9 protein-coding genes are annotated in these 14,570 nt (G+C 42.2%); 5 read left to right on the forward strand and 4 right to left on the reverse strand.

The features are described 5' to 3' along the window. Both BJP37_RS21900 and BJP37_RS21905 read left to right on the forward strand, forming a co-directional pair. Nucleotides 1–705: tetratricopeptide repeat protein (locus BJP37_RS21900; protein WP_214607770.1), on the forward strand; the 705-nt coding region annotated here is incomplete at its 5' end. A gap of 161 nt (nt 706–866) precedes the next feature. Next, on the forward strand, nt 867–1,931 hold the full coding sequence (locus BJP37_RS21905; protein WP_075901928.1) for a chemotaxis protein CheW: 1,065 nt from the start codon (nt 867–869) through the stop codon (nt 1,929–1,931). 238 nt (nt 1,932–2,169) lie between these two features. Here the strand turns inward: BJP37_RS21905 and BJP37_RS21910 are convergent, their stop codons facing one another. After that, on the reverse strand, nt 2,170–3,390 hold the full coding sequence (locus BJP37_RS21910) for a response regulator (protein WP_075901929.1): 1,221 nt from the start codon (nt 3,388–3,390) through the stop codon (nt 2,170–2,172). A gap of 913 nt (nt 3,391–4,303) precedes the next feature. Between BJP37_RS21910 and BJP37_RS21915 the strand changes: the two genes are divergently transcribed. Next, entirely contained in the window at nt 4,304–6,211 is a 1,908-nt protein-coding gene (locus tag BJP37_RS21915; RefSeq protein ID WP_075901931.1) for a methyl-accepting chemotaxis protein, read from the forward strand. Here the strand turns inward: BJP37_RS21915 and BJP37_RS21920 are convergent. Beyond that, nucleotides 6,208–7,461, reverse strand: a complete 1,254-nt coding sequence (locus BJP37_RS21920; protein WP_075901933.1) for an ISAzo13 family transposase — start codon at nt 7,459–7,461, stop codon at nt 6,208–6,210. The two genes, BJP37_RS21915 and BJP37_RS21920, sit on opposite strands and share 4 nt — an antisense overlap. 877 nt (nt 7,462–8,338) lie before the next feature. Between BJP37_RS21920 and BJP37_RS21925 the strand changes: the two genes are divergently transcribed. Both BJP37_RS21925 and cheB read left to right on the forward strand, forming a co-directional pair. Next, the gene (locus BJP37_RS21925; RefSeq protein WP_075901935.1) at nt 8,339–11,062 is read left to right on the forward strand and encodes a hybrid sensor histidine kinase/response regulator; all 2,724 of its coding nucleotides are present in this window, start codon (nt 8,339–8,341) and stop codon (nt 11,060–11,062) included. Nucleotides 11,063–11,156: 94 nt separating this feature from the next. Beyond that, nucleotides 11,157–12,293: a chemotaxis-specific protein-glutamate methyltransferase CheB gene (cheB, locus tag BJP37_RS21930; RefSeq protein WP_075901937.1), complete on the forward strand. Its 1,137-nt coding sequence runs from the start codon at nt 11,157–11,159 to the stop codon at nt 12,291–12,293. 66 nt (nt 12,294–12,359) lie between these two features. On the opposite strand, the gene BJP37_RS21935 is transcribed toward cheB, so the two are convergent. Beyond that, on the reverse strand, nt 12,360–13,097 hold the full coding sequence (locus tag BJP37_RS21935; protein ID WP_075901939.1) for an HAD family hydrolase: 738 nt from the start codon (nt 13,095–13,097) through the stop codon (nt 12,360–12,362). Nucleotides 13,098–13,258: 161 nt separating this feature from the next. Next, entirely contained in the window at nt 13,259–14,503 is a 1,245-nt protein-coding gene (locus BJP37_RS21940) for a 30S ribosomal protein S1 (RefSeq protein WP_075901941.1), read from the reverse strand. Between the last annotated feature and the right edge of the window lie 67 nt (nt 14,504–14,570).

A 14,570-nucleotide genomic window follows, 5' to 3' on the forward strand; every position in this document is an offset into this window, starting at 1 on the left:
AAATGGTACTACCTTTACATACCAACCATTTCAGCTTGTTTCGTCACCCCTTCAGAGGTCTTGCAGAAGTCACCACCTTCGGAACGGCAACCGATAACAGCAGAATTTAGTAATACACAAAAAACTAATGTTGCAAGAGATATATGGTCGGTTGATGATACCCCTATCAACCTAATCAAGTCTCAAGAAAATACAAAGTTACAAAAAACGGCTAAGGAGGTGATCATAGAAGTAGAAATACTTTTACAAAAAGAGGCTTATGATTTAGCCATTCAACAATTAAAAAACTTTCTAAAAATACATTCTAATAATTTTCAGGCTTATTACCTGATGGCTCAAATTAACGCCAATATCGGTAAATATGAAGAAGCAATTAACTATTGTCAAAAAGCTTTAGCTATAGATTACCTTTCTGTTAATCCCTATTACTTGTTAGCACAAATTGCTGAAGAGCAAGGAAATCTCGTAGAAGCCAAGGGAATTTTTAAAAAAATTATTTATCTTGAACCCTCTTCTATTAAGCCTTACTTAGATCTGAGCCATATTTATCAGAAGGAAAGAAATCAAAAACAAACCATAAAAATGAAGCAAGCAGTTATTAATATACTCAAGCAATTATCTCCCAAAACTATAATAAAAGACTATGATAATATGACGGCGGCTGAACTAATTATCAAAATGAAAACAGAATTAAACGATTATTAACTATAGCAAAGGGATCAGGGAGCAGGGAGCAGGGAGCAGGGAACAGGGAACAGGAAACAATAATTATCACAATTACTAGAGGAATTGCTATATACAATTCGGATATTCGTTAATTGGAAATTGATCATTGATAGTTAATATTTAGTCAATAGAGCCAGAAAATGAAAGAGTGTCACTATCTCACCTTTAGCTTAAATAACTGCCTTTATGGCGTCAGCACTGTTTACGTAGAAGAGATTTTTTTTCTGCCAGAGTTGACACCGATTCCAGAAGCAGATCCTGATATCGTTGGTGTGATTAATCTCCGGGGAGAGATTTTGCCAGTCATGGATCTTAATCTCAGCTTTAATTATCAATCACCAGGCTATCGCTTAACAGATAGTGTAGTGGTTTTAAAATCGGAAAAGGTACGAGTGGGCATCATTGTTAATGAAGTCTATGAGGTAAGACATATATCCCCGTCGGAAATTAGCACTGAACTTTATCATGGTCGAGACTGGGCAAGAGTTGAGGAAAAAAAAATCATCGCTGGTATTGCCAGGAGTGGAGAAGATCTTTTAATTCTGAGCAATCCAGAGAGTTTACTCCAGTATGTAGAGACACAAAAGCTTGCCTCCGTTGAAGACTCCCTGGAAAAAGAAATTCAGGATAATAATCACCATGAATCTGAATTGTTATTAGTCCAAAAGCCTGTATTTTGCCCAAATGCTACTCGGTCAGAACGAGACGTTTTTCGTAAACGAGCTGATCAGCTAAGGCAGTCGGAAGACAGTCAAGATGTAAAGGATTTAATTCCCCTAGCGATAATTATTTTACATGGTGAATTATTTGGCATTGATTTAAAAATGGTGAGGGAGTTTACCCCTATTGGCAAAGTCACTCCCATTCCCTGCTGTCCAGCCCATATCATTGGGAACATGAACCTACGAGGGGAGATTCTTACGTTAGTTGATATTCGCGGAGTATTAAATCTACCGCTGATGGAGAGAATTGATAGTTCTCAAGCAATGGTTGTAAAGCTTGAGGATATCGTTGCTGGTATAAGCATGGAAGAGGTATGTGATGTAATTTTCCTGAATCCACAGGAAATAACAGCAGTGCCAACTGGGATCAATTCAGGTCAATATGAATACATTCAGGGAGTAGCTCCCTATCAGGAAAAAATAATGAGTATTCTGAATTTGCAACAAATTTTACTGAATGGTGGGTTAGTTATTAATCATTAGACTTTTTGTAATCCAACCTATAAAGGTTATCATACTTATCAGGTACACTCAACTTAGTTAACCCTACCACTATGCTCCTGCGCAATCCAAAGATATTTGCACCTCATTTACATGATAAATACTATAAAATATTAGTGGGTACCAATATTTTTTTGAAATTGGTATAACGGTTTTAGCCTAATCAGGTACGCATATTTTTTTCTATATCCCCTGAGCGAAAGTTCCCGATGCCCGACTTTTATAAACTTTTGATTACATATTTATTAATTATTCGTAGCAATTCTTGGGAATCTGGGGGCTTACCTAAAAAATCAGTTGCGCCAACTAGTCTAGCCCGGGCGCGGTCAATAGTGGTATTCTGAGCTGTCAGAATAATGATCGGAGTCTTATTAAAAACTGGGGATTCTCGCAAAAATTTACAGACACTATAGCCATTTGCATTTGGCATATTCAGGTCTAGCAAAATTAAATCAGGTTTGTGTTCAATCAGTTGGGAGAAACCTCGCATCGGTTCTTCAATGCTCAACATTTGATAACCGGCTGGTATCAAGATTGTTTTTAAACTGTGAGCCAACACAGGACTATCATCAATACAGGCGATTAAAGGCTGTTTCTTGGCGGATTTGCTTCCCTGAGTTTCTGATGGGGGTGACGTTGTGAGAACTGGTGGCTTGACAGGGGCTGTGACTGTTGGATTGACAGGGGCTGTGACTGGTGGATTGACAGGGGCTGTGACTGGTGGTTTAACAGGGGCTGTGACCGGTAGTGATGCTAAATCTGGAATTCTTCGGAAATCTACCATACTCTTCTCAACCAAAGGCAGCAAAAAGCGAGTCACCTCTGTCACGGATGTTTTTTGCTCCCAGGCAATATCCCACAGGGTTAAGTTACCATTGAGATACTTGTTCAAATCTGGGAGCAATTTAGGATCTGTTCCCGGTTTCAAAACTGGTGAGAGATTGGGGCTGAGGTGACCAAAATCAGCAGCAACCCATTCTTGGTAATTCTGGTTTGCTTGAGCGTAAACAGTTTGGATTTCCCTGGAAGACAAGGCTAAGCCCATGGCAAGAGTCGATGTTTTTTCTTGACTCGGTTGCCAGTTGTTTTTTAAGTCTGTGTAGCCACTTAGTTCAAAAAAACATTCTTGGACAATGCTACGAATCATTAACTTGGCTTGGATGAGGCTAAGTTTCTTTTGGTTAATTCCTTGCTCTAGAAGCTGATATTCCCAGGGCTGATAGTCGGACTTCTCGTCGAGTTCAACAACATAGTTAGGGCAATGGGACTTTAAGGCTCTGTAAAAGCGCCTCACAGGATGAACGCCATCGGTGGCATAGAGCAATTGACCATAGACAAGGTAAACTTTCCAAACGACGCTATGGTTGCTTAGAGTTAGCTCTCCAATAGTTCTCTGTTTACCTAATTTTTCTAATTCTTCAATCAGTCTGATTAGTATCATTTTTACTGGTTCACTGTACTGTTTAAGGGATAAATATCAGGAGTTACATAGATATAGTTCCCAGCAATTTACCCCCAAATAACAGCTTCCAATTCAAAAAAGATTAAGAATTATGAATCATCAGTGATTATCTGTTGTTCATCATTCAGCGTTATGTACTTATTTGTAGCTATTGACACCGAATCCGCCCATGATTTCCCGCCTAAGCACCCAGACGAGAAAGAAGTTGCCCCTATACAAACTTTCCTTCGCTGATCAAGGACTGAGTGATGAAGAGGGTTTTTAAGCCGGATTTGGTATCACAGCTAACTATAGTGGAGTGACAAGTATGTCACTGTCGCTCCGTTGAAAATAACAAAATTCAGGGTCCCAGAAAAATGGTCAAGTATGTAGTCTACAACGTTACGGATCAGAAATATGTGGCGGCTGTGAAAGCTGGCGAGACACAATACACATAAAATTGCACAGAGGCACACCAATTTAACAGCGAGAATACAGCACAAATGATGAGTGAGAATCTCACCTTATTTAGTGGTCTTACTCATGTCGTGAAAGCGATCCAGTAGTAAGATAATGCGCTACGCGCACCCTGCGCGAACAGCTGTCAGCTAATGTAATCCAAGCCCTGATCGATAAAGAGAGTCAGTAACAGAGTCAAGCCTTAGTCGCGTTTTTCTGTCGGGGACCAAAGTGTGACCCCGTTAATCATAGCTACCTAATAGTTGACTGATTATAGCTTACTAGTGAAGGTGCAAAAAACAATAGACATTGTTACTTTAGCAATATTTGTTGGGAATTCTATGAGTGTAGCCTCAACAGATTGCTAAATCAATCAATTTCCTCGCCTCTGATCCCATCTCCTAAAGAGGAATGGCTTTTCTATTGTGCATTCTCTAATTGTAGGTAACCCGCTATGTTTGCCAAATCTACCAAAAAATTTTTCAGCAAACTTCAGAATCAAATACTGCTACTGCTGTTATTAAGTAGTGTTATACCCATTTTTGTTGTAGGTTTATATAGTAGTTCTTCCTCTACTAATGCCTTATCGAACTTAGCTAAAATAGAGCTAGAAGAGGAGGTAGCTGATGAAGCAGAAAATATCCTAGCATTTTTAAATTCTATCAATTCTGATGTTTTGTTTTTGAGCAAAGTTCCCCCGATTCAAGGAATAATCCGAGCTAAAGCTGGTGGTGGACTAGATAAGCAAAGTATCTCTTACTACGACAGTTGGATGAAACAGTTGGAGACCATCTTTACTGTGATGATGGAAGCCAAACCTTATTATATGAAGCTGAAGTATTTGGACGAAAAAGGCAATGAAATCGTGCGAGTCGATTCCGACGGTACTAAAATCCAAGTTATCCCCAAATCCCAGCTACAAAATAAAGCAAATAGTTTATTTTTTACTGAGACAATTAAGTTGTCGGCTGGCAGTATCTATATGTCCCCTGTTGAGTTGAATCGGGAAAGTGGTGTGATTGAGCAGCCTTATAAACCAGTAATTCGGTACGCTACACCAATTTTTGATTCAGCTGGGGTACAAAGAGGAATTGTGATTGCTAATGTATTTGCCGAGCAATTCATAAAATTTACTCGAGATGCAGACTTAACCATCAAGGGAGAAGAGACATTTCTGGTCAATCAAGATGGCTACTACCTTTCTCATCCTAACCCCGACAAGGAGTGGGGTTTTGAACTCAACAAGAATGAGAAATTGACAAACGATTATCCCAAACACATTGCCCAGGAAATTCTCAGGGGTGAACAGGGACTGATTGATCAAGGAACTAATAAGCTGATCAGTTACTATAAAGTTGTTCCAAATGCCCAGCAGCAGCAACCCTTATTCATTATCGATCATGTTCCTAAGGGGAAAGTTTTTGCCTCTGTCAACTCTTTTAAAATCCTGGCCAGCCTAATTATTTTCGTTTCTCTAGCGGCGGTGCTGCCACTGGCAATGGTCAGGTTACGCCAACTGGTGAATCTGATTAAGCAACTGGTTAATGGTATATCAACTTCTAGTCAGGAAATGTTTTCGACCCTGGAACAGCAAGAACGCATTGCTGGTCAACAAGCTGCCTCGGTGAATGAAACCACCATCACCATGGATGAGCTGGAAGCCTCTTGCCGACAGTCCGCTGAGCAAGCTGATGCTGCCGCTATTGCTGCACAGCAGGCACTTCAGCTAACCGAGAACGGTACCCAAGCGGTGGGGGAAACTCTCAAAGGCATGTCTACCTTAGAAGAGAAGGTGGATGCGATCGCTCAACAGAGTATGCGTCTGAGCCAGCAAACCAATCAAATTGGTGACATCTCCGAGCTGGTTTCTGAATTGGCTAACCAAACCAATATGTTGGCACTGAATGCGTCAGTAGAAGCGGTGCGTGCAGGAGAGCATGGTAAAGGCTTTGCAGTGGTTGCTGCAGAGATTCGTAAATTAGCAGACCAGAGTAAACAATCTGCCCAAAAGATTAATGTTTTAGTTTCTCAAATCCAGAACGAGATTAATTCAACGGTGATGGTTACGGATGAAGGGACTAAGACAGTAAAGACCGGAGTGCAAATCGCTCAAAAAACAGCTCAAGCCTTCACTGGGGTAGCAGATGCGGTCAACAATGTGGTGTTAAACAATCAACAAATTTCTCTGAATCTCAAGCAGCAAGTCGATGGCATTCAACAAGTCCTCCAAGCAATGAGCACTGTTAACAAGGGGGCAAAAGAAACTGTTATTGGCATCACTCAAAGTAGAGTGGGTACTGAGCAACTTAAGCAAGCTGCTGTGGAACTAAGGAGTCATGTAAAAATAACTTTAACAATCTAGTCCCGAGAAAGAGGCTTAATTACATAGTTCCATTCCCCATGAAAAGAGTTTCGCTCAATGGCAATGGCATTAATTTCTTGGTCTGTCACTTTGATCCCTGTTGGATAGCGATTCTCATCTAAGCGTGCTTCAACTTTTACCCCTTGTTTTGTGGTAGTATTGCGGATTAAATTAATCACGACCTCATGGCTTGTTAAGGGTCTACCTCGCCAATTCTGGGTAATATGACCTAATATTCGATGCTCAATTTTATTCCATTTACTTGTACCAGGAGGAAAATGACTTACATAAATGGTTCTTTCTATCTCTGTGGCTAATTCTTGTAGCTTCAATTTCCAACTGCTACAACGATAACCATTACTTCCCCCACAATCCGCTGTAATCATTAGCTTTTGGCTGTTGGGATAAAGTTGTTGTCCCATGGAATACCACCAATGACGAATTGAGAAGACAGCCAATTCAGCGGTGTCATGGTCAATACCAACATTTACCCAGCCTTGATTATAGGTTTTGTCATAAACTCCGTAAGGAATGACTTTTCCTAATTCCGGGTCTACAAAATCCTGTATTTTTACTTCTTGGGGATGTTGCTTTTCACACCACTCCCTTCCTGGGTTTTTCAAGTCGCCAATTAATTCTTTTTTCTTGGTATCTACAGAAATTACTGGCTCTTTCTGTAACTGGAACTCTTTAACTTGGTTGGCAATGTGTAAAAACTGCTGATCGAGATCGCTGAAAGCGGGACGAAGTCCATCAGGGTGAGATGAGCCGTCACGAGTTTTCCGATTGGCTTGTAAACTGTAACCAAGATTTAACAGCAAATTGTCAACACTTTTGGGGCTAATTCTATGTCCACCCGCATTTAAAGCTTCAGCTAGTTTGACTACACTTTTAGAAGTCCATTTAAGAGGTGATACTGGATCTCCTTTTGTCATCGGTTCTATTAATGATTCCAAGTCTGATAATAGCATGGGGTCTTGTTCTTCCAGTAGTTTTCTGCCACCCCCACTACTCCTAATTCTACCAGAGTCATTCTCCGTTTTTTCCCCCTTTTTGCTCCCTAGTAACCTGATTCCGGCATGAATGGTAGTGCGAGAAAGACCTGTGGCAATAGCCACTAGAGTAATACCCCCCCACCCCAAGCTTCGAGCTTCGGTTGCTGCCCAAATACGACGAGTTTTCTCGTTTAAATAAGGTAATAAGGAATTATACTTTTCTCGAATCTTGTCAATAACCAGATGATTAGGCATTTCAATGTATCCATTGAATCATCGGATGGCGACAGGCAAGCTGAAATCCTTACTGGGTAAGGATTTAACCCCATAAGCTTCCCAAATATACATGCTCCCGTTGGACAGAGCTTGGACTATGTTATTACGGTTCGGAGCTTCATCAAACGGATGCAGTCCGCCTCCTCGGGTTTCCCCCACTCGACCGGGAGCATCAAGACCATGAAAGCAGGGTCAATTTGCCACTGTATCGAGATTGAGTCATGGGCCAATAAGCCTTATAGAGTAATATGCATGAGGGCTGATGTTACCCCCTGATCAAATTGAATATATTTTCATGATCTCACCAAGAGCAAAAATGTTCAAGTTATTTTTACATAAAGCCTAAAGCGCATGGTTTAGTAAAGGTTAAACTCAGATATTGTACCAAGTTTAACCTTTATCTGTAAAAGTAGGGAATAGGGAACAGGTAATAGGTAATAGGGAATAGGTAATAGGGAATAGGTAATAGGGAACAGGGAATAGGGAATAGGGAATAGGGAATAGGGAATAGAAAACAGTAATAAGATTTGATTATTACTTAACTAGATTGTTATTACTTCCGATATAATTTTTTGTGGACTGGTGCAAAATTCATGGAAATAAAAAGAAGTGATAGTTTTAATAGAGTAAGGAATATCGTGTTTTTTTAAAAAAGTTTATCTATTTCTGAATGTTTCATTTACAAACAATTATAATGACTAAAAAATAGTTAACTATTTTCTACAAATCAAAAAATTTTATGTTCCCTGTTCCCTGTTCCATGCTCCCTGTTCCCTGCTCCCTGCTCCCTGTTCCCTGTTCCCTGTTCCCTAACATCCAAAAATTTGTACCTCACCTAATTAAAAAATGAGTAACCATGATAGAAGACGAAGAACTCAGAAATATTTATAAAATTACCAGCGAAGAACGTTTGCAGAAATTGGAAATTGGTTTGCTGCATTTAGAAAAGTACCCACAGGACAACGCTACTTTGGAACAGTTGCTGCGGGAAGCTCACAGCCTCAAAGGAGACTCCAGAATAGCGGGGATAGAGAATGTAGAAACCCTTATTCATGGTGTAGAAGACATTCTTGGCAGCATCAAACGTCAACAAACAGTTTTAACCCCACAGGTTAGCGATCGCCTTTATCAAGTCATAGATGCTATGGGTCTGCTGGTATATGAAGCAGTTACTGGTTCCGCAAGTGGTGTTGATACACCCTTGATGCTTAACTACTTGATGGCAACAGTTTCACAGCCATTGCAGCCAGACCAAGAAGCTGCTCTACAAAATGGCAATGTTTCCCAACTGGCACCAACTGTTATAGAAGATGAAGACTTGCGAGATATTTATAAAATTAGTAGCGAAGAACGTTTGGAGAAACTGGAAGTCGGTTTACTGCATTTAGAAAAGTACCCACAGGACAACGCTACCTTGGACAAGTTGCTGTGGGAAGCCCAAAGCCTCAAAGGAGACTCCAAAATAGCGGGGATAGAGAATGTAGAAACCCTCGCCCATGGTGTGGAAAACATTCTCGACAGCATCAAATGTGAACAGACCTTTTTAACCCCACAGGTTAGCGATCGCATTTATCAAACCTTAGATGCCATTCGCCTCTTAGTATACGAAGCAGTTACTGGTTCTATCAGTGGGGTTGATACCGCCGAGATACTTGACCACTTGATCACAGCAGTTCCAGATCTAGGTCAAGACCATGGCTCACCCCCTGATGACTCACCCCCTCAAGTAGCTCAATGTGAACCAACTGAAGCAACTATTGAGGAGTCCCCACTATTACCGACTCTACCATTGCTCCCTAACAAAACTCCTTTAATAGTAACTCCAGAGGTTTCATCGAATCTTAGTGAACCCTACCGGATTGACACCATTCGGGTTCCAACTCCCTATCTTGATGCCTTAATGACACAAACCGGGGAACTAACAGTCACCAAAATTGGTATGGCTCATGCTATGGCTGAAATTGAGGAAGTGGCAACCCTATGGGAAGAGTGGAAAGTCGTTCATTGCCAAGGGCAATACCTGGAGTCTTCATCCATAGGCACCAATTCGTATGTACAACGCCTAGAACAAAAGATTAACTCTCTAAGAAGAATAGCTCAGGAAAACACTACAAGACTAGACATCATTGCTGGGGAATTAGACGAAAAAATTCGCACTCTCCGGCTTCTCCCCCTCTTCACTGTGTTTCAGTTATTTCCCCGTATGGTAAGGGATTTAGCCAGACAACAATCAAAAGAGGTCGAATTAATCATCGAAGGAGGAGAAACCACTGCTGATAAACGCATCCTGGAAGAAATCAAAGACCCCTTGATGCACATAGTTCGCAACGCCATCGACCATGGCATTGAAACTCCCACTGAACGAGAAAAACTTGGCAAGTCTGCTGCGGCCACGATTTGGTTGAGGGGCTACCAAAAAACCAACACCATTGTTATTGAAGTAGTAGATGATGGACGAGGATTAGATATCGAGAAAATTAAGCAAACTGCTGTCCAGCGTGGACTCTGCACAAACGAAGAACTGGAACTAATGACTCCCAGACAGATTCACGCCCTGATCTTAGCTCCTGGCTTTTCAACCCGGACATTTATTACAGAAATTTCTGGCAGAGGAATCGGCTTAGATGTCCTACGCACCAAGGTTGAGCAGCTTAACGGCAATATCGAGATCGAATCAACTCCTGGTCTTGGATGCACCTTTCGCCTCCAGCTACGCACAACCCTGTCCACTGCTAATGTACTACTGGTAGATGTTCAAGGGATTATCCATGGGCTACCGATTGAGTTTGTGGAAACGACTTTACTAGTTTCCCGGGAGCAAATATTTACGATTGAAGGTCGAGAAACCATCGCCTTAGACGGTCAAGCTATTGCTGTAGCAAACCTAGCTGATTTGCTGGAGTTGTCTAACTCGATTGGTTATACCTCTATCGGCACACTTAAGCAACAAAAAAGCGATCGGCGACCATGTATCCTGCTTAAGGTGGCAGACGAACAATTCGGATTGTTTATCGATGACCTCTTGGATACTCAAGAGGTGGTGATCAAACCTCAGAGTCAGTTATTAAAGCGGGTGCGTAATGTCAGTGGAGCAACTATTCTCGGTACAGGGGAAGTTTGCATGATTCTTAACCCTCCAGATTTGCTCACATCATTGCAATCCTATCAGCCAACCACATCCACAGTCTCAACCAAACTAAGGGAAATCGTTGAAAGCACGCCAGTAATTCTCCTAGTAGATGACTCGATTACCGTTCGCACCCAAGAAAAACGGATACTAGAAAGGGCTGGGTATGAAGTAGTGACAGCTGTAGATGGATTAGATGGCTATAACAAATTAAACACCCGTCACTTTGATGCCGTAATATCTGATGTAGAAATGCCCAATCTAGACGGATTTTCCCTAACTGCTAGAATTCGTAAGCATCAAGAGTATAACGAATTACCCATAATTATGGTAACATCTTTGGCTTCCGATGAACATAATAAAAAAGGGGTCGAAGCGGGGGCTAATGCCTATATAACTAAAGGAAAATTTAATCAAAATTTTATCATTGAAACGTTACAAAGACTTGTTTAATAGTTAATTTTAATGTTAATACTTAAGGTTGAATATTGAAGGTTGAAGGTTGAAGGTTGAAGGTTAGGTTAAATTTTAAATTGAAAAATAATCAATGACTATTCGAGTTTTATTAGTTGAAGATTCACCGCTTGCTATAGTAGTCCTGAAAAGGATTCTGAATTCATCAGAGCAGATTGAAGTGGTGGGAGAAGCTGGAACTGGCTTAGAAGCTTTGAACTTAATTCCCAAAGTTCAACCAGATGTCATTTGTACAGACCTCCATATGCCCCACATGAATGGTCTGGAGTTGACATCTAAAGTTATGGCGCTCTATCCTAGACCGATTCTGGTGATTAGTGTTTCGGTGCAGCAAGAGGATACTGATCAGATTTTTGAGCTTTTAGATGCAGGAGTAGTGGATATTTTTCCTAAGCCGTCCGCAGGAATGGCAAGGGAAAATCAGTTGCTCCAGCAGGAGTTGATCAATAAGATTAAAATTCTGTCTGGGGTCAAGGTCTTTACAAAAAACCGAACGTCTATACTAGGTAAACAAAAGCAGGGGAGTTCTGGGAAAGGGAAGCTTCCGGAAATGGACTACAGCACCAATCAAAATCAAATTGGTGGAGTATCACAGACAGGAAATCGTGCTGCTTTCTCTTATCATTACTCCTCTAAACCAAAAATAGTTGTGATTGGTGCATCTACAGGTGGACCCCAAGCCCTAAACGAGGTATTCACTCAGCTACCGTCCAATTTTCCTTTACCAGTAATTTGCATCCAACACATTAGTCTTGGTTTTTTGCAGGGATTCATCGATTGGTTAGCTAGTAATTGTTCGTTGCCAGTTCAGATTGCTCAACCAGGAGATATGCCACAACCAAGAAGAATTTATTTCGCACCAGAACAGCAGCATTTAGAATTGGATCCTATGGGTCGATTTATCTGTTCTGATTCAGAGCCACTGGAAGGACATCGCCCTTCCGTAACTGTAACATTTGAGTCTGTAGGCAAGTTTTATGGCAAAGCTACAGTGGGCATATTATTGACCGGTATGGGTAGAGATGGAGCGACTGGTATGCAGACGATCGCTGAGGTTGGTGGCTTGACCATCGCTCAAGATGAAGCGACTTCCTTGGTGTTTGGCATGCCTAAACAAGCGATCGCTCTCGGAGCAGCCAAAGAGGTTTTACCAATTGGTGCGATCGCACCAAGGCTGCGGGAGTTGTGCTTATTGAAACTTAAAAATTAAAAATAACACTTCACACTTATAAGCGTAGTGCTATCAATACTAGTTTCTTCTTCAATATAGTTTACTTCAAATAATTTCCATCTCATCCAGGCTCGCGATCGCTATATCAGCTCCCTCTAAATGGGCAGCTTCTGGCTTTCCCCAGCAAATACCAATGCAACCCGCTGCACCAGCACCTTTTGCCATCTCAATATCACCTGCTGAATCTCCTACCATTAGGGCCGAAGCAGGTTTTACCCCTAAAGATTGGCACGCTTGTATGAACAACCTGGGATCAGGCTTACTGATTTCAGAATCCACACCCTGCTGTAATTGGATATAGGGGTCTAGCTGGTGTCGATGGACAAAGGCTTTTACACCAGCCGTAGAGTCTGCTGAGAGAATACCTAGCTTTAAACCAGCTTCTGAGAGGAATTTAAGGACTTCCAGGCTACCGGCAAACATTGGGGAAGTTCCAGCCGCATCTTGCAAGTACTTCTCGGCTTCAACAAAGGCACTACCAGCGATTGCCAATGACTCTAACCATCCCCGACCAGTCTCAGCAATATAAGCAGCAGCAGCAATTTCATTTTCCCGACGGCTACCTACTGCCATTAACCCGGTAGGGTCAAGGGTGTCATCTTGGACACCAAAGGCCATCAGGAGGGGTTCTCCAATACCAGGGATTTGGGCATCAATTAAACGCGATCGCTTATAGGCTAGTTCTCTTAAATAAACTTGTGAATCCTCTAAGGTACCGTCTTTATCAAATATGACTGCTTCAATATTGGGGAAAGTCACCTTCCCACAACGAATGCTTACCAAGGGTTTATGCCGTTGTTTATTTTAATCAACTTTATTCTACTAGCTAGTTGATCAAGATTCGCACCTGCCAATTTCTTTGCTCTTGTTCCGGAACAGGGCCATCAATACAGATTAGCCATTAGCCTCAGCTAACGGCTAATTCTTGTGGCTGCACCTGGTTGTTACTCGTCGATGGCAGCTGCTACAAACTCTCCCTCTGGCACTGCGTCTTCTTGAGGCTCTTCGGACTCTTGGGACTCTTGGGGCTCTTGGGACTCTTGAGCCTGAACAGGCTCTTGGGACTCTTGAGCCTGAACAGGCTCTTGGGACTCTTGAGCCTGAACAGGCTCTTGGGACTCTTGAGCCTGAACAGGCTCTTGGGACTCTTGGGACTCTTGGGGCTCTTGGGGCTCTTGGGACTCTTGAGCCTGTTCAGGCTCTTGGGGCTCTTGAGCCTGAACAGGCTCTGGGGACTCTTGTGGCTCTGGGGACTCTTGTGGAGTCATACTTTCTGGAGTTATACCTTGCTTTTGTGCTAGCATCTTCTCCCGGTACTTCTGAGCCATTTCTTCTGCCTTCTCGAAGACCACTTCCCGGTTGTTAATCATATCTCCCGGTTCTGGCTCTAACTGCTTTGTTGACAGAGAAATCCGACCTCGGTCAGCATCCAAGTCAATGATCATCACTTTTAGTTCATCATTGACATTAAACACACTATGAGGCGTATCAATATGATCATGGGAAATTTCGGAAATGTGCAGCAATCCGCTGACCCCGCCAATATCAATGAATGCACCGTAAGGTTTGATTCCTCGTACTGAGCCAATCACCACCTCTCCGACTTCTAGGCGGTTCATCTTGCGCTCGACTAGAGCACGACGGTGGGATAGTACCAGACGATTACGGTCTTCATCTACCTCCAGAAATTTTAGGGGCAGTTCTTGGGCCACCAAATCTTCCTTGGCTGCCCGAGTGCTAATATGAGAACCAGGAATAAAACCGCGCAACCCTTCAATACGTACCAACGCTCCACCACGGTTAGTGGCGAATACCAGAGAACGCACCGTAGCATCCTCCGCTTGTAATTGGCGCACTCGCTCCCACGCTCGCATATACTCAATGCGACGGATAGAGAGAGTCAACTGTCCATCTTCATTTTCATCGGTCAGGATGAAAAATTCCCGTGTTTCGTTGGATTGTAAAACCTCATCAGGATTATCAACTCGATTTATTGACATTTCCTGAATCGGAATATAGGCGGCGGTTTTCGCACCAATGTCAATCAGAGCGCCCCTCGGCTCTAGACTGAATACCGTACCCGGAACTATATCCCCTGGGCTAAAATGATAATCATACTTATCCAGAAGGGCAGCAAAATCTTCGTGAGTGAATCCTATATCTGTAGTTTTTGTTTTCTGACTGAGCATGTGCGTTGTTTGTCCTAGTTTGATTTGGTTTTAATGACTATGCCTCCTGTTGATGTACAAGCACGTC

The sequence above is a fragment of the Moorena bouillonii PNG genome, assembly GCF_001942495.1.
Classification (GTDB): Bacteria; Cyanobacteriota; Cyanobacteriia; order Cyanobacteriales; family Coleofasciculaceae; genus Moorena; species Moorena bouillonii.